The following is an 18,525-nucleotide window of genomic DNA, read 5'->3' as shown; positions in this document are numbered from 1 at the left end:
GGCGGTCACCGCCGGGTCCGCGACGCGGCGGGACGGCACCCGCGGTGCGCGGGCGGGCGGCCTTCATCACCGAGGTCGGGGCCTCGGCGACCACGGTGCCCGCGCTCACCGCGCGATGGGCGCGTGCATCGCGCTGTTCGTCGGGTTCGTCGTCGAGGACGGTCTCGCCGAGGCCGATCTTGCGTTGCAGGGTCTGCATCCAACGCGGAGCCCACCAGCAGTCGTCGCCCAACAGCTTCATCACCGACGGGACGAGCAGCATGCGGATGACCGTGGCGTCGAGGATGAGGGCCGCGATCATGCCGTAGGCGATGTACTTCATCATCACGATCTCGGACAGGCCGAACGCGCCGGTCACGACCACGAGGATCGCCGCCGCCGCGGTGATGATGCCGCCGGTGTGCGCGGTGCCGCTGCGGATCGCCTCGGTGGTGCTCGCACCCCGCTGTCTGGCCTCGACCATGCGGGAGAGCAGGAACACCTCGTAGTCGGTGGACAGGCCGAACACGATCGCGATGATCAGGACCAGGATCGCCGCGAACAGCGGGCCCGGCGTGAAGTTGGCGATGCCCGAGCCGTGGCCGTCGACGAAGATCCAGGTCAGGATGCCCAGCGTCGAACCCAGGCCCAACGCGGACATCAGCGCGGCCTTGATGGGCAGGACCACCGAGCCGAACTGCAGGAACATCAGCAGGCCGGTGACGAGGACCAGCATCACCGCCATCAGCGGCAACCGGTTCATCAGTGCGTCGATCGAGTCCTGCGTCAGCGTCGGGGTGCCGGTCACGTACATCGTGAGGCCCTCGGTGTCGATCGCGCGCAACTGCTTGATCGCCTCGGCCGCGGTGTTGCGGTCCTGCAGGCCCGCCGACACCTGGTAGACGCCGATGTTCGGGTACTTCTCCTCGTCGTACGAGCCGAACTGCGCCTTGTCGGGATCGCTGAACTTGTTGGTGAAGCCCGGGACCTGGTCGGCCCGCTTCGCGATCGCGTCGAGCTTGTTCTGGTCGTCCTGGCTGGTCTGGTCGTAGACGATGACCAGCTTGATGCCCTCGGTGCGCTCGGTGGGGAAGTACTCGTCGAACTTCTCCTGCGCGGCGCGGTTCGGGTTGTCCGGCGGCAGGTACTTCTCGCTGATGCCGCCGAACTGGATGCTGCCGAACGGGATGATCAGCGCCAACAGCAGCAGGACCGTGGGCACCGCGGTCTTCACCGGGTTCTTCATCACCCACGTGGCCAGGCGTCCCCAGAAGCCCTCTTCGATCTCCTTCTTGGACTTCATCCGCCCGCTGAAGCGGTCGGCGATCTTGTCGGCACGCTCGTCACCGGCGAAGCGGCGGGTCAGCGGCACCACGGTCCAGTTCATGAGCGTGTTGATCGACAGCATGTTCACACGCGGGCCGAGGATGCCCAGGATCGCCGGCAGCACGGTGATCGACAGGATCGCGGCCAGCGACACCGAGCTGATGGCGCCGTAGGCCACCGACTTCAGGAAGCCCTGCGGCATGATCAGCAGACACGCCAGGGCGGCGACGATGATCGTCGCCGAGAACACGACCGTCTGACCCGCGGTCATGACGGTTCTGCGCACCGCGGCCTGCGTCGAATAACCCTCCGCCATCTCCTCGCGGAAGCGGGACACGATGAACAGGCCGTAGTCGATGGCGATGCCGAGACCGATCAGCGTCACCACCGACTGCGCGAAGATGTTCAGCTCGGTGGTGGTCGCCAGGAACTTCATGATGCCCAGCGAGCCGGCGATCGTGAGACCGCCGATGAGCACCGGGAGGCAGGCGGCGACGACGCCGCCGAACACGAAGAACAGCATGATCGCCACCACCGGCAGCGCGATCACCTCGGCACGGTGGATGTCCTTGTCCATGCCGTCGGCCATGCTGCCCGCCACCGGTTGCAGGCCGGCGAGCTCGAAGGTGGTGCCCGGGAGATCGAATCTCTCCGGGATGTCGGAGAAGAACGGCTCGATCGTCTTGTAGTTCTCGAGGACCGTCGTGTCGTCCTCGCCGGCCACGCCGATCGAGATGAACGCGTGCCGGCCGTCCTCGGTGAACAGTCGCTCCTGCAGCGCCTTCTTGGCCTGCGGCTGCTGGTCGAGGAACGGGTCGTACATGCCGGGGTCGCTGCGGCCGACGATGTCGGGATGGGTCGCGATCAGGTCCTCGACGAAGGACTCGACCTTCTTGCCGAACTCGGGGTCGTCGACGCGGGTCCCCTCGGGCGGGGTGACCAGGAGGATGACATCGGACGTGTGGTCGCGGCCGAGGGCCTTGTCGGCGTAGCGGGCGCCGAGGTCGGACTCCGACGTGGGGTCGAACCATCCGCTCTGACTCAGATGCTTGCCGAGGTCGAGACCGTACAGCCCGAGTCCCGCCATCAGGGCGATCATCACCGCGATGACGAGGAAGCGCATTCGGTACACGAATGTGCCGATGACTCGGAACACGCTGATGTCCTTTCGTGTGCGACGTGTCGGGCGCCTGACGGGTTCGCCGGTGTGTCAGGCCGTCGTTGCGCTCGGGCGGCACCGTGTCGGGATGGCCGACGGCACCGGTCGCGATTCTCTCAGTTCTCGCAGAGATATTGACAGCGTTGCCTGAGTGATCCCTGAGGTGTCGGGGTCCGCGACCCGGTGACCGGGCCCTGATGTGACCAGACCCACGGCCCCGGACGCCGTCCGCGCAGTCAACGCAACAACGCGCTGAGCGGCCGGAACGGCGGGAGCCAGGCGCCGTCGTCGGGCAGCGAGTCCAGACCGATGCGCGGGAGCGGCTCGCGGAACACGCCGGGGATGTCCTCGAGGTCGATGAACTCGAGTCCCTCGGTGGTGAGCGCCCAGCTGGCGTGCTCGCGGAATCCGATGACGGTGACCGGCACGCCGTCGGCCGCAACCTCGAGGAGCGGCTCGCGGAATGCCTGGCCGTCGGCGGACGCCACGATCACACCGGCCAGACCCACAGTGTGCCTGCGGAGCTCGATGTGGTCGAGCATGTCGGAGTCGACATCGCTGTCGTCGGTCAGCTTGGGCTTCGCGAACACCGCGAAACCGACGTTGCGCAGGGCGTCGACCCACGGGCGCACGACGTCGGCGCTGCCGGGGGCGATGTTGGTGAAGACGGTCGCCTCGGGCTCGATCTGGCCCTGCTCGGGCGCGTTTGCGGACGCATCGGCGGTGCGATGCAGCAGCCAGCGCCCCAGGGCGTCGAAACGGGGGCGGTGAGCCGCCGTCGGGCGACCCCCGAGCAGCGCTCCGAGTCCCATGTCCATGTTGGGCGCGTCCCACACCAGCAGCATGCGGCGTGAGCCGGACTGCCCGGAGATGGTCTCGGCGAACGAGGTGGGCTGGGTCATGACGGGCTCCCGTCGGGGTCGTCGCCGGAGGGGGACGCCGGCGGGATGGGTCGCGTGTAGACGAACTCGTTGACGCGCCGGCCCTCCTGCTCCGCACGACCCTCGAACTTCGTCGTCGGGCGTTCCAGCAGAATCGGGGACTCGCGGGTCAGCTGGACGACGTGCGGACGATCGGGGTTCTGGGTCGCGAGCTTCTCGGCGATCCACTCCGCGTAGTCCGCGTGGTCGGTCGCGATGTGGAGCACCCCGCCGGGGACGAGGCGGTCGGCCATCAACTCGAGTGTGCCCGTCTGGACGAAACGCCGCTTGTGATGACGCTTCTTGGGCCACGGGTCCGGGAAGAACAGCCGGATCCCGGTCAGGCTCGACGACGGGATGAGCTCCCGCAACACCACCGTCGCGTCGCCGCGGATGAGGCGGACGTTGGTCAGGCCGTTGCGGCCGATGAGGCCGAGGAGCTGCGCGAGGCCGGGCTTGTAGACCTCAACGGCGAGGACGTCCACGTCGGGTTCCTCGGCGGCCATCGCCGCGGTCGACACACCCGTGCCGGAGCCGATCTCGAGGACCTTCGGGGCGGTGCGTCCGAAGTGGGCGTCGAGGTCGAGTTGCGGCTCGGGAATGCGTTCGGCGCCGGTCTGGAGGTCTCGGCCGAGCACGGGCCAGAGGTTGTCCCAGTTGCGTTGCTGTCCGGCAGTCAGGGTGCCCCGGCGGAAACGGAAACTCGTCACGCGGGGGTACAGCCGCGACCTGTCAGCGCTGTTGTTCACAGCTCCATCGTTGCGCATGGACGGCGTCACACGAAGTCGCGGGTGATCGTGTCCGCAAAGTTCTGTCCGCCGACCGGGGTCGGCAGGGGGTGTGGACGACGACCGGCCGGTGGGGCGAAACACGATTAATCTCGGGCCAGCCGCGGAACACGCAGGCGAGGACAGCACAACGGCCGGGTGACAGAGCCCGGGAAGGGCATGAGTCGTGGGGGCAGCGTGGTGAGGCCGGCCGGCCCGGCACCCGAGGGGTGGCCGGACGCGGGCGCGTCGTCCGCGCTGTCCGGCGCCGCCGAACGAGGAGAACTCGCCCGTCTCGTCGATCCGGCGTCACCGCTGGTCCCGATCCTCGACGCCGCCGGGTGCCGCTTCCTGCGCCCGCTGCACGCACACGTCATCGGACGCCCCGGAACCGGCCGCGACACGATGGTGCGGGCGCTGCGCGAGCGCCTGCGCCTCACGGCGACCGGACCCGCGGACGGGGCGGGGGCCGACGCCGACGCCGACCTGTGGGTCCTCGTGCTGGCGGGCCCGCCGCGTCACGCCGACCACGACCTGCTGCGGTCGGCTCCCGCCGACCGCACCCTCGTCGTCCTGGGCAAGGCCGACACCCATCCGGACTGGGACACCGCGGTCGCCGTGGCCCGGCGCTGGTCGACGCGGCTGGGCACCCCAGTCCACGTCGTCTCGCAGCTGCTCGCCTGCGCCGACCTCGACGACCGGATGTTCACCGCGCTGACGGAACTGGCGGCCGCGGGCGCCGAGATGCCCTCGATGGCCGGCCGGTTCCTCGTGGGACGCCCGGGATCGGCCGAACGGGCCGTCCGCGAGGCCCTGCTGCGACGGATCGACGCGTTCGGCGTCGACACGGCGTTGTCGCTGCTGGCGGAGGGGTCCGACGCCGCCGACGCTGCTTCTCTCAACCGGACGCTGCATGCGTTGAGCGGTGTGCACGATCTGGCCGGTCCCATCGGTGAGCGGGTGGCGCTGGTCCGCCGCAGGCGCGAGGACGAGATCCGTGCCGAACTCGAACGCGCGGCGGCCCGGGGGCTGGACCGTGACGGGGCGGAACGGCTGCTCGCGACGGGAGGTGTCGCATGAGTGCCGACTTCCTCGACGCGGCCCGTGACCTCACCGGGTTCGACGCACGGCGGGTACGGTCCGGCGACGCGGTGCTGGTCCTGGGGACCGAGGGTGTCGGGGTCCGCACCCTCGTCGAGGCGTGTCGTTCCCTCGCCGCCGACCTCGATTTCCGTGCCCGCGACACCGCGGAGTCCGCCGATCGGCCGGCGCCGGGCGTGGCCGTGATCGTCGTCGACCCGTCGTCGTCGGTGGGCGAGGAGGAGAAGCGTCTGCTCGACGGTGCGCGAGCCCGCGTCGGGACCGTCGCGTTGGTGTGCAGCCGCATCGACGCGTTCTGGGAGTGGCCGCGCGTCGTGCGTGCCCACCGCAAGAGCCTCGACCCGTTCGGCACCCTGCCCGTCTTCGGGGTGTCGGCGGCCGCGGCGCTCGGCGGCGCCGCCGACGAATCGGGCGTCGACGAGTTGATCTCCTGGATCCGGCAGGCGCTCGACGCCCCGGCGACCGTGCGCGACGCACGCGCCCGAGTGTCCGCGGGCATCGGCGCCGTCGAACACCTCCTCTGCCCGGAGGCCCCCGCGGCGGCGGACGGAGACGGTCTCGACGACCTGCTCGCGCGGCGTCGCGAGCTGCTTGCCGGACGCGACCGCGGACGGCCGGACCGGCTCGCCGCACTGCGGGCCGGCCTGGCACGTGCCCGCGCCCAGTCGGCGGCAGACCTGACCGCCGGGGTCCGCGAACTGTCGGCGCTCGCCGCCGACTCCGCGCCCGGCACCCGGCACCGGGAATGGCTGCAGCAGCGCTGGTCGGAGCTGTCCACCCGCCTGCAACGCGCCACCGACGAGAGGATCGACGAGGTCTCCGCGACCACGCTCGTCGGTCTCGACCCCGAGCCGGCGGCGCGGCCGCCGTGGACCGAGACCCCGCTGCCCGCCGACGGGGCGGCGAGGCGCCGTCGCACCGGTGCCGAGGACGCGCTGCTGGTCGTCATCGGCGCGTCGACCGGCCTGGGCGTGGGGCGCCTCGTCGTGGCCCCGATGGCGTCGGTGCAGACCCTGCAGTGGATCAGCATGCCGCTCACATTGCTGTTGGGGGTGGCGGTGGCGGCCTGGATCATCCGCGTCCGACGCGGCGCACTCGACCGGGCCGGGCGGGCGGCGCGCGACGCCGAGCAACTCGCGGCCGCGCGCGCTGCTCTCGACCATCAGCTCGGCCTGCGGGTCGCGGCGGCCGAGACCGCCATCGCCGGCCAGATCGGCCGGGCGTACGAGCGACGCGCGCGACGCGTCGACGAGCAGGTGGCCAGGATCGACGAGTCCGTGCGGCGGTTGCGCGGCGGCGCCGTTGCCGGGCGGGAGCGGCAACGGGCCGAGCGTGCCCGGGCGGTGCATCGCGACCTGACCGCTCTCGTCGACCGGATGTGGACCGACCCGGTCGGCGGGAACGACTCCGGCGACGACGATGGGAACAGGTGAACCCGATGGACTCGATCTTCGACGGCCTCGGTCCGGGTGAACCGCTCCGCGGACCCGGCGACCCCGGTGAGGCGCACACCGATCCCCTCGGGTCGATCGGCTTCGATCCGGTCTTCGAGACGGTCGCCGCGATCCGCCCCGGACCGCCCGCCGACGATCTCGACGATCACCTGTGGATGCACGAGGAAGGGCGGATCTGGGACCTCGGGCCGGCCGAGGTGGACACCGACGACGACGGTGTCAACGACTCCCTGACCCGCAACGGCCCGGACGGGTTCACCGTCTACACCGACAGCGATCGCGACGGCCAGGTCGACAAGATCACCGAGATCGGCTCCGACGGGGAGTTCAGCTCGGCGGTGCTCGATCCGGAGACCGGGAGATGGATCCCGGGCGACTCCGGGCGGATCGGCTGACATCGGCTCGGGGGAAGGCGCCGCCCACCACTGTGGCGACGCAGTAGGGCCTGACGCAGTAGGGACTTTGGTCCTGATCTGCGAAATGTGGGAAAAACCGCAGTCCAAGCCCCGGCGACCTAGCGGGCGCTCGGTGCACGTATCCTGGATGACCAGACGACTGAAAGGTGACCATCTCAGCTGGTCACACGTTCGCCAGGAGGCCCCACCGATGACCGCAGCCACCATTCCCGGATTGGACCCGAGCAACGCTCCGACCAAGCATCAGGGGCTGCTGGCCTGGATTGCCGAAGTCGCCGAACTGACCCAGCCCGACCGGGTGGTGTGGTCGGACGGCAGCGACGAGGAGTGGGATCGTCTCACCACTCAGCTGGTCGAGGCCGGCACCCTGGTCAAGCTGAACGAGGAGAAGAAGCCCAACTCGTTCCTCGCCAGCTCCGATCCCGCCGACGTCGCGCGCGTCGAGTCCCGCACCTTCATCTGCTCGGAGAAGGAAGAGGACGCCGGCCCCACCAACAACTGGGTCGCCCCGGACGAGATGCGCGCCACGATGACCGAGCTGTACCGCGGCTGCATGCGCGGACGCACCATGTACGTCATCCCGTTCTGCATGGGCCCGCTCGACTCCGACGACCCGAAGCTGGGCGTGGAGATCACCGACTCCGAGTACGTCGTCCTGTCGATGAAGATCATGACCCGCGTGGGCCCGCGTGTCCTGGAGATCCTCGGCGACGACGGCTTCTTCGTGAAGGCGCTGCACTCGGTCGGCGCGCCGCTCGAGCCCGGCCAGAAGGACGTCCCGTGGCCGTGCAACACCGAGAAGTACATCACCCACTTCCCGGAGACCCGCGAGATCTGGTCCTTCGGTTCGGGTTACGGCGGCAACGCCCTCCTCGGCAAGAAGTGCTACGCGCTGCGCATCGCGTCGGTCATCGCCCGTGACGAGGGCTGGATGGCCGAGCACATGCTGATCCTGAAGCTGACCAGCCCGGAGAACAAGGTCTACTACGTGGCCGCCGCCTTCCCGAGCGCCTGCGGCAAGACCAACCTCGCGATGCTGCAGCCGACCATCCCCGGCTGGAAGGCCGAGACCGTCGGCGACGACATCGCGTGGATGCGCTTCGGCGAGGACGGCCGCCTGTACGCGATCAACCCGGAGTTCGGCTTCTTCGGCGTCGCCCCGGGCACGAGCTACGACTCGAACCCGAACGCGATGAAGACCATCGAGGCCGGAAACACCCTGTACACCAACGTCGCCCTGACCGACGACGGCGACATCTGGTGGGAGGGCATCGACGGCGAGGCCCCGGCCCACCTGACCGACTGGCAGGGCAACGACTGGACCCCGGACTCGGATCGTCCCGCCGCGCACCCGAACTCGCGCTACTGCACCCCGATCGCGCAGTGCCCGTCGCTCGCTCCCGAGTGGGACGACCCGAAGGGCGTGCCGATCTCGGCGATCCTGTTCGGCGGCCGCCGCAAGACCACCGTCCCGCTGGTGACCGAGGCCCGCGACTGGCAGACCGGCGTCTTCATGGGTGCCACCGTCGGTTCCGAGCAGACCGCCGCGGCCGAGGGCAAGGTCGGCGTCGTGCGTCGCGACCCGATGGCGATGCTGCCGTTCATGGGCTACCACGTCGGTGACTACCTGCAGCACTGGATCAACCTCGGCAAGAACGCCGACGAGTCCAAGCTCCCGAAGGTCTTCTACGTCAACTGGTTCCGTCGTGGCGACGACGGCCGCTTCCTGTGGCCGGGCTTCGGCGAGAACAGCCGCGTGCTCAAGTGGATCGTCGGTCGGATCGAGGGCGAGGCCGAGGGCATCGAGACCCCGATCGGCATCGTTGCGAAGCCGGAGGCGATCGACGTGAGCGGCCTGGACGTCGCCACGGAGGACGTCGCCGAGGCGTTGGCGTTCAACCCGGACGAGTGGCGCCAGGAGATCCCGTCGATCGAGGAGCTCTTCGAGTTCATCGGCCCGAAGCTGCCCTCCTCGCTGCGTGACGAGCTCGAGGGTCTCAAGCAGCGTCTGAGCTGAGCGGTGACCGGTCCGTCGGTTCGACATGTGGCTGATGTGACGCGTGAGGTATCGTGCCCCTCATGAGACCACGCCTGTGGGGGGCCACGATCGCCGGAGCTCTGGTGCTGGGGTTGTCCTCGGCACTCGGAGTCCAACCCGCTTCCGCCACACCGGCTTCCGGTGCCGGCGTCAGTGCGTTCTACACGGACTCGACGTCGCTCGGAACCTTCGTCCCGACGTTCAACCAGATCACCGGACTGGACCGGACCGGCAACGGCCGGTACGTCCTCATCGCCGAGGACGCCCTGCCGCCGAGGTTCTTCGACGCGCACATCGGGTACTCCTCGGAGACCGCATCGTTCGTCGGTTCCCCCGCCATCACCGGCGGGGGCACCGTCCTCGGTCCCTGGTTCATCCCGCAGCTGCCCGGCACCGCCCAGTTCGAGGGCATCCGCAAGAGCAACGGCGGCTACACCGTCGTGAGCGGCGGCGGTAATCAGTTCGTCCGCCAGATCGGTCCGATCGGACAGTTCATCCGCGACCTGCCGCTGCCTGCCGCATGGCGCCCCGCGGCGAAGTCCGGGGTTGCCGGCCAGCGCGGCCTGACCGGCCTCGCCGTCGGCCCCCAGGGGCAGATTTCGGTGATCACCGCGGGCGGCCTCAAGCAGGACGCACGCACCTCGGCACGCCTGCTGACCTTCGGCAAGCCCAACCGCGAGTTCGTCTATCGGACCGACGCCGACAAGGTCGCCGCCGACGTGCTGGCGATCAACGGCACCGACTTCCTCGTCCTCGAACGCGGCGCCGGTCGACTGGCGAGCATCTACTGGGCCACCACCCGTGGCGCCACCGGCGTCGCCGGCAAGCACAAGCTGACGGGCAAGGAGAAGGCGATGACCAAGCGTCGCGTCTTCAGCACCGCGGCGACGCCGCGACTGGCCGCCGGTGACATGTCGGGGCTGGCCTGGGGCAACTGGCACCCCGACACCCCGTTCGCCAAGGCCCGGTCCCGGACGGTGCTCGTCGTGTCGCAGACCGCCGGATCGCCGACCCGCGTCCACTCGTTCGAGTTGCAGCTCCCCAAGTAGCGTTCGTGCAGCGCCCGGCGGCCGATGGGTTCCCGAGAGACCTCGATCGAGACAAATGTCGCTTCAGGGTCAAGTCAGGGACTCACCTGATGGCCATTCGGCCGCGGATTTGGCACCGTTGAGGGCATGACGACGACTGATGCGGCCTCCCGCGACGCCGGGACGCCGAACCATCGACTGGCTGCGGGTGCAGAGGACCTGGTCAAGCGGTACGGATCGGGCGAAACGGCCGTCGAGGCCCTCAAAGGTGTGTCCATCACGTTCCGCGACGGCGAGTTCACCGCGATCATGGGGCCGTCGGGGTCGGGCAAGTCGACGCTGATGCACTGCCTCGCCGGTCTCGACGTCGCCACCTCGGGCCGGGTGTACATCGGGGACACCGACCTGACCGCGCTGAGCGACAAGGCGATGACGATGCTGCGCCGCGACCGGATCGGGTTCGTGTTCCAGGCTTTCAACCTCGTCCCGACCCTCACCGCGAAGGAGAACATCACCCTTCCGGTCGACATCGCCGGCCGGACCGTCGACACCGAGTGGTTCGACGCGGTCGTCGACCGTCTCGGCATCACCGATCGTCTCGGTCACCTTCCCAGCGAGCTGTCCGGCGGCCAGCAGCAGCGCGTGGCCTGCGCCCGCGCGCTGATCGGCAAGCCGGCCATCATCTTCGGCGACGAGCCGACCGGCAACCTCGACTCGCGGTCGTCGGGCGAGGTGTTGTCGATCCTGCGCGCCGCGACCGACGAGTTCGGCCAGACGGTCGTCATCGTGACGCACGATCCGCGCGCCGCGTCCTACGCCGACCGCGTGGTGTTCCTCGCCGACGGCCAGATCGTGCAGGAGTTGTCGCGCCCGAGCGCCGACGACGTCTTCGAGGTCATGAAGAACCTCGACAACGTGCCCGCACCCGCAACCGAGCCGGCCACCGCCGCCGAGTCCGCCAGAACCCTCTGAGCCGTGGCGTCGTCATCGGTGATGCGCCGGGTTTCCCTCCGAAACCTGCGGGCGCACAAGCTCCGTCTGTTCCTCACGCTCTTCTCGATCGTCCTCGGCACGACATTCGTCGTCGGCTCGATCGTGTTCACGAGCTCGATCTCGAAGGCGTTCAACGACATCTTCGACAGCGCGGCACAGGGAGTCGCCGTCGAGGTGACCCCGGCCGACCGGCAGTCGCCGGGTGTGCCCGTCGAGGTCGTCGACCAGCTGCGTGCACAGCGCGAGCAGCTCGGCATCGACAAGATCGTCGTCAACAACTCCGGCCTGGTGACGGTCGCCGACTCGGCCGGCAAGGCGATCCAGACCGGTGGCGCGCCGAGCATCGGCTCCACCTGGATTCCGCCGCAGGAGGCCCTCGACCCCGACGAGTCGCGCATCATCCCCGGCGGCCGGGGACCCGAGAACGCCGGTGAGATCGCGCTGAACAAGTCCGCGGCGGACTCGGCCGGGTTGGACGTCGGATCGAAGACCAAGGTCGTGATCGGGCAGGGCAACGCCGCCCCGCTCGAGGTGACCGTCGTCGGGCTGATCGACCTGCCGACCTCCACCGGCGGGTACGTCAACGCGCAGTTCGACGCCGCCACCGCCTCGCGGCTGTTCACCGACGGCAAGCACGTCGGGACCGTCGACATGTCCGCGGTCGAGGGGGTGACGCCGGACGAGCTGAAAGAGCGGGTGATCGGCGCGCTCGGCCCGGCCGCCGACCTCTACGACGTGCGCACCGGCGACGAGGTCCGCGCGGACCAGAAGGAGCAGGTCAACGAGTTCCTGCAGATCTTCCAGTACATCCTGCTGGCGTTCGCCGCGATCGGCCTCGTGGTGGGCACGTTCATCATCTACAACACCTTCTCGATGATCGTCGCGCAGCGCAATCGCGAGTTCGCGCTGCTCCGAGCGGTCGGTGCGAGCAGGCAGCAGGTGTCGCGGTCGGTGCTGTTCGAGGCGCTGATCGTCGGCATCATCGGCGGCGTGCTCGGCCTGGGCATCGGCATCGGGTTGGCCGCCGCGCTGAAGGCGTTCACCGCCGCGACGTCGGGCCTGCCGCAGGGCGACCTGGACGTCGGGGTGGGTGCGATCCTCGCGGGCATCCTCGTGGGCGTCGTGGTCACGATGATCTCGGCCTGGGTGCCGGCGGTGCGGGCCGCCCGTGTGCCGCCGGTGGAGGCGATGCGGGCGTCGGCCGCCGAGGGGTCGGCGTCGTTGCGCTACCGCACGATCGCCGGCGCGGTGATCGGCATCGCGTCGATCGTCGCGATCGTCGTTGGCGCGACGGGCGAGGGCAAGGGGCCGGCCATCACGGTCGGCCTGGGAGCCGCCGGTGCGGTGCTGGCCGCCGTCCTGGTGGGTCCGGCCGCGTCCCGCCCCTTCGTGGGTGCGCTGGGCCGGATCATCGGCGCCCCGTTCGGCGCCATCGGTCGCCTCGCACGCACGAATGCCGTCCGCAACCCCCGACGTTCGGCCGCGACGGCGTTCGCCCTCACTCTCGGCCTGATGCTGGTGGCGATCATCGGCACGCTCGGCCAGTCCTTCAAGGGCACGGTCGACGATGCGATCGACGCCGGCATCACCGCCGACTACATCCTGACGGGCACCAACCAGCAGCCGATCCCTCCGGCCGTGAGCGCCGCCGCGCAGGGCGTGCCGGGTGTCGGCGAGGTCGTGTCCTTCGGGGTGGTGCAGGCCAAGGTCGAGGACAAGGCCGAGCAGGGCTTCGCGGCGCTCGGCGGACGACTCGACGACGTGACGATCATGGACATGGAGGACGGCGCGTCGTCGAACCTGCCGGCCGACGGCATGCTCATCAGCCACCGCACGGCGACGACGAAGGGGTGGGAGCGCGGCCAGGTGCTGACGTTCACCTCCGCCACCGGTGCGGAGGTCCAGGTCCCCATCGCCGGCGTCTACGCCGACAACGAGGCGTTGCAGCCGTGGGTCATCGGCGCGGCCGCCTACGACCGGCTCGTGCCGCCCGCAGCGCGGTTCGACGTCACCGTGTTCGTCAAGGGTGAGCCCGGCGCCGACCTCGATGCGTTGCGGACCGGGCTCGAGGACGCCACCGCCGCGTTCCTGACCGTGCAGGTGCAGGACCGCGAGCAGTTCAAGGGTCAGATCTCGTCGCAGATCGACCAGATGCTCGGTGTCCTCTACGCAATGCTCGGCCTCGCGCTGCTGATCGCGGTGCTCGGCATCATCAACACGCTGGCGCTGTCGGTCGTGGAGCGCAAGCGCGAGATCGGCATGCTGCGCGCGATCGGCATGGTCCGCGGCCAGGTCCGACGCTCGATCTACCTCGAGTCGGTGCTCATCTCGATCTTCGGCGCGGTGGTGGGCGTCGTGCTGGGCACGCTGATCGGCGTGGCGCTGGTCCGGACACTGGCGGAGTGGGGCCTGGGCGCTCCGGTGATCCCGTGGACGCTGATCGTGATCACGCTGGTCGCCTCGGCGGTCGTGGGTGTGCTCGCGGCGCTGTGGCCGGCGGTCCGCGCCGCCCGCACCGGGCCCCTGGAGGCGATAGCCGACCTGTGATGGGGAGGCGATAGCCGACCTGTGATGGGGAGGCGATAGCCGACCTGTGATAGGGGGGCGATGGCCGTCCTGTGATGGGGTGGCGATGGCCGACCGCTGAGTCGCGCGGCCCGGGTTGTGCCCGGGCTGCGCGGTCACAGGCCCGTTTCAGGATCCGAATGACAGAATCGACCGCATGACGCGACCACCCCAGGGCGATCCGAACGATCCGCAGGACGAGCCGCCGGCGACCCGGCAGTTCGATCCGGACTACGACCCGTCGGCGCCCCCGTCGCAGGCCTACTCGCAGGGCGAGCCGTACCCGGAGCCGCCCGGCACCGCGCCGTTCCCGGGCCCCGGGTACACCGAGCCCCAGTACACCGAGCCCCAGTACACCGAGCCCCGATACGGGGACCCCCAGTACGGAGGCCCCCAATACGGCGATCCCCGGTACACGGGTGCCGCGCCGTACGGCGCCGACCCGTACGCCGGGTCGCAGGGCGGCGGCGAACCGCCGAAGAGCTCGTCGGGCCGCACGGTCGGCCTGGTGCTGGTGACCCTGGCCGCGGTCGTGATCCTCGCGCTGGTCGTCGTGCTGATCAGCCGGTCGAGCGGCGGTGACGACTCGCCGACGGCGGCCGGGGACTCGTCGACGACCACCTCGACCAGCGAGCAGACCACCCCGAGTTCGACGTCGACGACCACGTCCACGACGCAGACGACCTCCAGCCCGACCACCACGCCGCGCTCGGGCACGGTCACCTACCAGCTCACCGGCAACGGGGATGTCGTCGCGCTGAGCTTCTCCAAGGGCGACGGCCCGCCGACGGTCATCGCGGCCACGGGCTCGCCGTGGTCGCAGCGGGTGAAGCTCTCGGGCACCAAGGCGAGCCTGCAGGCGATCGTGATCCGCGGGCCGGTGACGTGCAGCATCATCGCCGACGGCGAGCAGCTCGCGACCGCCACCAGCAACGGCGGCACGCTCTCCTGCAGCGCGGACCTCTCGGAGGAGTAGGCCCTACTTCTTCCGCAGCACCAGGACCAGATTGGTGCCGAGAACCTCGCGCACGCCGGGAACCCGCATGACCCACCACATCCAGCGCGGGATGTAGCGGGGGAAGGCGGCGAGGAGCTCGGCACGGTCGGACGCCGTGCGTGCCCAGCGCAGGCCGTCGGTGGCGTTGACCGCGAACAACGACGTCCCGTAGAGGTTCTTCGGCGGGTGGCCGTGGCGCTTGGTGTACAGGCGCGCGGCGCGGTGCCCGCCGAGGTAGTGGGTCAGGCCCATCTCGTGACCGCCGAACGGACCCCACCACAGCGTGTAGCTGATGATCACGACGCCGCCGGGGCGGGTGACGCGCAGCATGTCGTCGGCCATCTCCCACGGTTTCGACGTGTGCTCGACGACGTTCGACGACAGGGTGATGTCCATGCAGCCGTCGCCGAAGGGCAGGTCCTGGCCGGAACCGCGCACCGACCCACGGTGTTCGAGACCCCCGGCGTGCATCTCGGTGGGGTCGGGCTCGACCGAGATGTAGTGCGCGCCGCGCGCCCGGAAGGCGTCCGCGAAGTACCCCGGCCCGCCGCCGACGTCGAGGATCACCTTGCCGTCGAGGTCGGGGACGAATGCCTCGACCATGTCGGCGGTGTCGGCGGCCAGGGCGCCATAGAAGCGGGCGGGGTCGGACTGCTCGTACCGGAAGTCGTTCAGCAGGCCCGCGGCGCGGCGCAGGGTCGCGAGCCGGGCCATCCGCGTGCGGCCGGAGTTCGTGGTCATCGTCGGGTCACTCTAGTCGTGGCGGTCCGTCGCGCTCGGCTCGTGCCTGTCGTTGACCGGCAGACGTCGTTTCGACGGTGCGACCTCGCTCGACGTCGCACGGCCGGATCGACGTCTGGGAGTCGGTCTCGTCGCGTCGCGCCGAGGCCGGGCCGGTTCCGTCGCCGGGCCGGTCCGGGCATGACCCGCGGTTACCTGGCGGTAGGCTGTCGTGCGATGCGCGTACCTTCCGATGTCCTGCTCCTGTGCTGGCGGGACACACGCCACCCGCAGGGCGGGGGCAGTGAGACCTATCTGGAACGCGTCGGTGCCGAGCTGGCCCGACGCGGCGCACGCGTCACCTTTCTGACCTCGGCCTACCCCGGCGCGGCATCCGAGGAGGTGCGCGACGGCATGCGGTTCGTCCGCGCCGGCGGTCGCATCACGGTCTACCCGCGGATGCTGGCGACGATCCTGGCCGGCCGGCTCGGCCGTGGACCGCTCAAGGGCATCCGTCCCGAGGTCGTCGTCGACACCCAGAACGGCGTCCCGTTCTTCGCGACCCTGGTCGCCCCGGCCCCCACGGTGGTGCTGGTCCACCACTGCCACCGCGAACAGTGGCCGGTCGCCGGTCGTGCGCTCGGCCGGGTCGGCTGGTTCATCGAGTCGCGGCTGTCGCCGCGGGTGCATCGGCGCAACAGATACGTCACGGTGTCCACGCCGTCGAAGAACGAGCTCGTCGCACTCGGCGTCGACGACGAGCGCATCTCCGTCGTCCGCAACGGCGTCGACCCGATTCCCGGCGACGCGGCACTCGCATCGGGCGTCTCCACCGACGGTCCCGTGCGACTGTGCGTGCTGTCGCGCCTCGTGCCGCACAAGCAGGTCGAGGATGCGCTCACCGTTTGCTCGCAGCTGCGGCGCTCCGGTCTCGACGTGCATCTCGACGTCATCGGCGGCGGCTGGTGGGCCGACGAACTCCGTTCCGCCGCAGCTGAACTCGGCGTGACCGACGCGGTCGTCTTCCATGGCCACGTCAGTGAGTCCCGCAAGCACGAACTGCTGTCGCAGGCGCATGTCCACCTGATGCCGTCCCGCAAGGAGGGGTGGGGCCTCGCGGTCATCGAGGCCGCCCAGCACGGCGTCCCGACCATCGGTTACCGCAGTTCGGTCGGACTCCTCGACTCGATCGACGACGGGAACACCGGCCTCCTGGTCGACGGTGTCGACGAACTGGTCAGTGCCACAAGGAAACTCATCGACAATCCGGACGAGGCGCAGCGCCTCGGGCGCAACGCGCAGGCGAAGGCGGGGCGCTATTCTTGGGAGGCGACCTGCGACGGCTTCATCGAGACGTTCGACGCGGTGCTCTCGCGGTAGCGGCCACCGCGCCCACGATCCCCGCCGCCAACAGCGCCGCCCAGACGAGGTGCGCTCCGATCGCGAGTGCCCGGTCGGACCCGTCCGCCGAACGGTCTGCGTGGGCGTCGATCCGGTAGAGCCGGAGATCCTCGCCGTCATGGACGAGCCGCCCCTCCTCGGCGAGTAGCGCCGGTGGCGAATCGTTCTCGACCAGAACCCAACCCACACCCAGCGCGGCGAGTTCGGCGGGCGACCCGCCGGACTCAAGCACCGCGGCGACCGCGGCGGCACGTTCGCTCGGCGCGTCGACGACCTCGCCGTCGACGCTGAGTTCCCCCGATTCGATGACCGGCGCCCGCAGCATCCGCGCAGCGGGATCGAGTGAGACCTCGTCGGCGAAGGCGTACTGCCGCACGGTGTCCGCCGGCCACAGCGCGACCGCTCCCTGATCCGCGGGGACCAGCTCCGCGACGGTCGCCCAGTCCTCGGGGTAGCCCACCGAACGCACCGAACCGCCGACGCCCCAGGCGAGGTCGGGGAGCGGCGCGACGACGAGCAGGGTGACCGCCGCGAGTGCGAAACCGGACGGCACCCGCCGACCGGCCGCCGTGACCGCCGCCGCCACCGCCACCGCGACGCCGGGGACGAGGAGAGCGGCGAACTTCTGCGTGTCCCGGAACAGGCCGGCTCCGGGGACGTGCTCGACCGCGGCCTCCAGCACCCATTGCCCCGGACCGAACGTGCTGAGCACCAACAGGACCGCGACCGCCGCGGACAGCAGGCCGAGGGCTCGCACGAGCGGATCGAGTGACGCACGTCGGCGCCACAAGAACACGACACCGGCCGACACGACGATCAGCAGGCACAGGGTCGCGACCGCCGCCCACCAGATGGTCCGGCTCGACGGCACCGCGTCGGCGTTCCAGATCCCGCCGAGTGACAACACCGTCCCCACGGGACCGAGCCCCGGCTCGGGGCGCAGCCCGAAGGCCTCCACACCCGCCGGATTCGACGTCGTGGCCGCGTCGCTGATCACCGCGGTCAGCGTCCACGGCGCCGTGCTCGCCGGCCACAGCGCCGCCGCGATCGCCGTCGCCCGCGCACCGACCGGTCGTCCGATCAGCGCCGCCGCCAGCACGAGCCCGGCCAGCACCGACCCCGTCGGGGTGAGTCCGGCCGCGGCCAGCAGGCCGCCGAGTTGTGCGAACCGTGTGAGATCAGGACGATCTCGTAGTTCCATCGCCGCGACGAGGATCCATCCCAGCGCGGCATATCCGGCCAGCAGGCTCCAGTGGCCCTGCAGAAGACGTTCGGCCACATAGGGATTCCAGATCGCCACCAGCGCGGCCGCGACGGCGCCGGCCCGACCGGAGCCCGGGACCAGGCGCGATGCCAGACGTCCGTAGCCGACGCCGGCGAACACCAGCGAGGCCAATAGGGTCGCCACGACCACCACCCCGCCGTCGACGACCGACGACGCCATCGCCACGAACCAGTCCTGCGGAACCGCCCGCGGCGGCAGGTCGCCGATCCCCAGCGTCGTGTCGGTGACGTGCGTGCGCGGCGTCGACACCGCGTCCCGGTACAGGAGATACCCCGGGCCGGCGCCGGCGAGCGTCGGCAGCACGGGCGCCAGGATCGCCACGGCCGCCACGGCACTCACCAGGTAGAGCGCCGGGAGGAGCCGTGCGGGAGCCACC

General features: G+C 70.3%; 14 protein-coding genes. 9 read left to right on the top strand and 5 right to left on the bottom strand.

What is annotated here, in order from left to right; all coding sequences use genetic code 11:
• The 3 genes from GP2_RS09110 to trmB form a co-directional block, all read right to left on the bottom strand.
• On the bottom strand, nt 1-2,461 hold a 2,461-nt coding region (locus GP2_RS09110), incomplete at its 3' end, for an MMPL family transporter (protein WP_006900206.1).
• Nucleotides 2,462-2,700: 239 nt separating this feature from the next.
• Nucleotides 2,701-3,366 carry an NYN domain-containing protein gene (locus GP2_RS09105; protein ID WP_006900205.1) on the bottom strand — a complete coding sequence of 222 codons (666 nt, stop codon included), beginning with the start codon at nt 3,364-3,366 and terminating at the stop codon, nt 2,701-2,703.
• Nucleotides 3,363-4,151, bottom strand: a complete 789-nt coding sequence (gene trmB, locus GP2_RS09100; RefSeq protein WP_040526674.1) for a tRNA (guanosine(46)-N7)-methyltransferase TrmB — start codon at nt 4,149-4,151, stop codon at nt 3,363-3,365. Before trmB ends, GP2_RS09105 begins: the two co-directional genes overlap by 4 nt.
• Before the next feature lie 180 nt (nt 4,152-4,331).
• Here trmB and GP2_RS09095 point away from each other — a divergent pair, with 180 nt between their 5' ends.
• The 8 genes from GP2_RS09095 (at nt 4,332) to GP2_RS09060 (ending at nt 14,722) form a co-directional block, all read left to right on the top strand.
• A complete protein-coding gene (locus GP2_RS09095; RefSeq protein WP_247601398.1) occupies nt 4,332-5,231 on the top strand; it encodes a hypothetical protein in 900 nt (299 codons plus the stop codon).
• Nucleotides 5,228-6,685, top strand: coding sequence for a hypothetical protein (locus tag GP2_RS09090; protein ID WP_006900202.1), 1,458 nt, complete (start codon nt 5,228-5,230; stop codon nt 6,683-6,685). Before GP2_RS09095 ends, GP2_RS09090 begins: the two co-directional genes overlap by 4 nt.
• A 5-nt stretch (nt 6,686-6,690) precedes the next feature.
• The gene (locus tag GP2_RS09085; protein ID WP_006900201.1) at nt 6,691-7,101 is read left to right on the top strand and encodes a DUF6802 family protein; all 411 of its coding nucleotides are present in this window, start codon (nt 6,691-6,693) and stop codon (nt 7,099-7,101) included.
• A 211-nt stretch (nt 7,102-7,312) separates the two neighbouring features.
• Nucleotides 7,313-9,139 (top strand): phosphoenolpyruvate carboxykinase (GTP), encoded by a 1,827-nt coding sequence (locus GP2_RS09080; protein WP_006900200.1) that lies wholly within the window; start codon nt 7,313-7,315, stop codon nt 9,137-9,139.
• Nucleotides 9,140-9,201: 62 nt separating this feature from the next.
• Complete coding sequence (locus GP2_RS09075) at nt 9,202-10,209, top strand: esterase-like activity of phytase family protein (protein ID WP_040526691.1); 1,008 nt, start codon at nt 9,202-9,204, stop codon at nt 10,207-10,209.
• Between the two features lie 126 nt (nt 10,210-10,335).
• Nucleotides 10,336-11,160: an ABC transporter ATP-binding protein gene (locus GP2_RS09070; protein ID WP_006900198.1), complete on the top strand. Its 825-nt coding sequence runs from the start codon at nt 10,336-10,338 to the stop codon at nt 11,158-11,160.
• A gap of 21 nt (nt 11,161-11,181) precedes the next feature.
• Nucleotides 11,182-13,728, top strand: a complete 2,547-nt coding sequence (locus GP2_RS09065; protein WP_006900197.1) for an ABC transporter permease — start codon at nt 11,182-11,184, stop codon at nt 13,726-13,728.
• A 175-nt stretch (nt 13,729-13,903) separates the two neighbouring features.
• Nucleotides 13,904-14,722 carry a hypothetical protein gene (locus GP2_RS09060; RefSeq protein ID WP_006900196.1) on the top strand — a complete coding sequence of 273 codons (819 nt, stop codon included), beginning with the start codon at nt 13,904-13,906 and terminating at the stop codon, nt 14,720-14,722.
• Between the two features lie 3 nt (nt 14,723-14,725).
• Here the strand turns inward: GP2_RS09060 and GP2_RS09055 are convergent, their stop codons facing one another.
• Nucleotides 14,726-15,484 (bottom strand): class I SAM-dependent methyltransferase, encoded by a 759-nt coding sequence (locus tag GP2_RS09055; protein ID WP_006900195.1) that lies wholly within the window; start codon nt 15,482-15,484, stop codon nt 14,726-14,728.
• 216 nt (nt 15,485-15,700) lie between these two features.
• Between GP2_RS09055 and GP2_RS09050 the strand changes: the two genes are divergently transcribed.
• Nucleotides 15,701-16,843 carry a glycosyltransferase family 4 protein gene (locus GP2_RS09050; protein ID WP_006900194.1) on the top strand — a complete coding sequence of 381 codons (1,143 nt, stop codon included), beginning with the start codon at nt 15,701-15,703 and terminating at the stop codon, nt 16,841-16,843.
• Here the strand turns inward: GP2_RS09050 and GP2_RS09045 are convergent.
• Nucleotides 16,809-18,524 (bottom strand): MmpA family trehalose lipid delivery protein, encoded by a 1,716-nt coding sequence (locus GP2_RS09045; RefSeq protein WP_006900193.1) that lies wholly within the window; start codon nt 18,522-18,524, stop codon nt 16,809-16,811. The genes GP2_RS09050 and GP2_RS09045 overlap by 35 nt on opposite strands.
• Nucleotide 18,525: the final 1 nt, after the last annotated feature.

The organism is Gordonia paraffinivorans NBRC 108238 (assembly GCF_000344155.1).
In the GTDB taxonomy this organism is placed as follows: domain Bacteria; phylum Actinomycetota; class Actinomycetes; order Mycobacteriales; family Mycobacteriaceae; genus Gordonia; species Gordonia paraffinivorans.
The sequence above is the reverse complement of the archived record's forward strand: the minus strand, read 5'-3'. Positions and strand labels throughout refer to the sequence as shown.

What these genes read in the sequence shown, in the direction of transcription:
- GP2_RS09105 (WP_006900205.1), bottom strand. Translation starts at nt 3,366, where the DNA reads ATGACCCAGCCCACCTCGTTCGCCGAGACCATCTCCGGGCAGTCCGGC.
- trmB (WP_040526674.1), bottom strand. Translation starts at nt 4,151, where the DNA reads ATGCGCAACGATGGAGCTGTGAACAACAGCGCTGACAGGTCGCGGCTG.
- GP2_RS09095 (WP_247601398.1), top strand. Translation starts at nt 4,332, where the DNA reads ATGAGTCGTGGGGGCAGCGTGGTGAGGCCGGCCGGCCCGGCACCCGAG.
- GP2_RS09090 (WP_006900202.1), top strand. Translation starts at nt 5,228, where the DNA reads ATGAGTGCCGACTTCCTCGACGCGGCCCGTGACCTCACCGGGTTCGAC.
- GP2_RS09085 (WP_006900201.1), top strand. Translation starts at nt 6,691, where the DNA reads ATGGACTCGATCTTCGACGGCCTCGGTCCGGGTGAACCGCTCCGCGGA.
- GP2_RS09080 (WP_006900200.1), top strand. Translation starts at nt 7,313, where the DNA reads ATGACCGCAGCCACCATTCCCGGATTGGACCCGAGCAACGCTCCGACC.
- GP2_RS09075 (WP_040526691.1), top strand. Translation starts at nt 9,202, where the DNA reads ATGAGACCACGCCTGTGGGGGGCCACGATCGCCGGAGCTCTGGTGCTG.
- GP2_RS09070 (WP_006900198.1), top strand. Translation starts at nt 10,336, where the DNA reads ATGACGACGACTGATGCGGCCTCCCGCGACGCCGGGACGCCGAACCAT.
- GP2_RS09065 (WP_006900197.1), top strand. Translation starts at nt 11,182, where the DNA reads ATGCGCCGGGTTTCCCTCCGAAACCTGCGGGCGCACAAGCTCCGTCTG.
- GP2_RS09060 (WP_006900196.1), top strand. Translation starts at nt 13,904, where the DNA reads ATGACGCGACCACCCCAGGGCGATCCGAACGATCCGCAGGACGAGCCG.
- GP2_RS09055 (WP_006900195.1), bottom strand. Translation starts at nt 15,484, where the DNA reads ATGACCACGAACTCCGGCCGCACGCGGATGGCCCGGCTCGCGACCCTG.
- GP2_RS09050 (WP_006900194.1), top strand. Translation starts at nt 15,701, where the DNA reads ATGCGCGTACCTTCCGATGTCCTGCTCCTGTGCTGGCGGGACACACGC.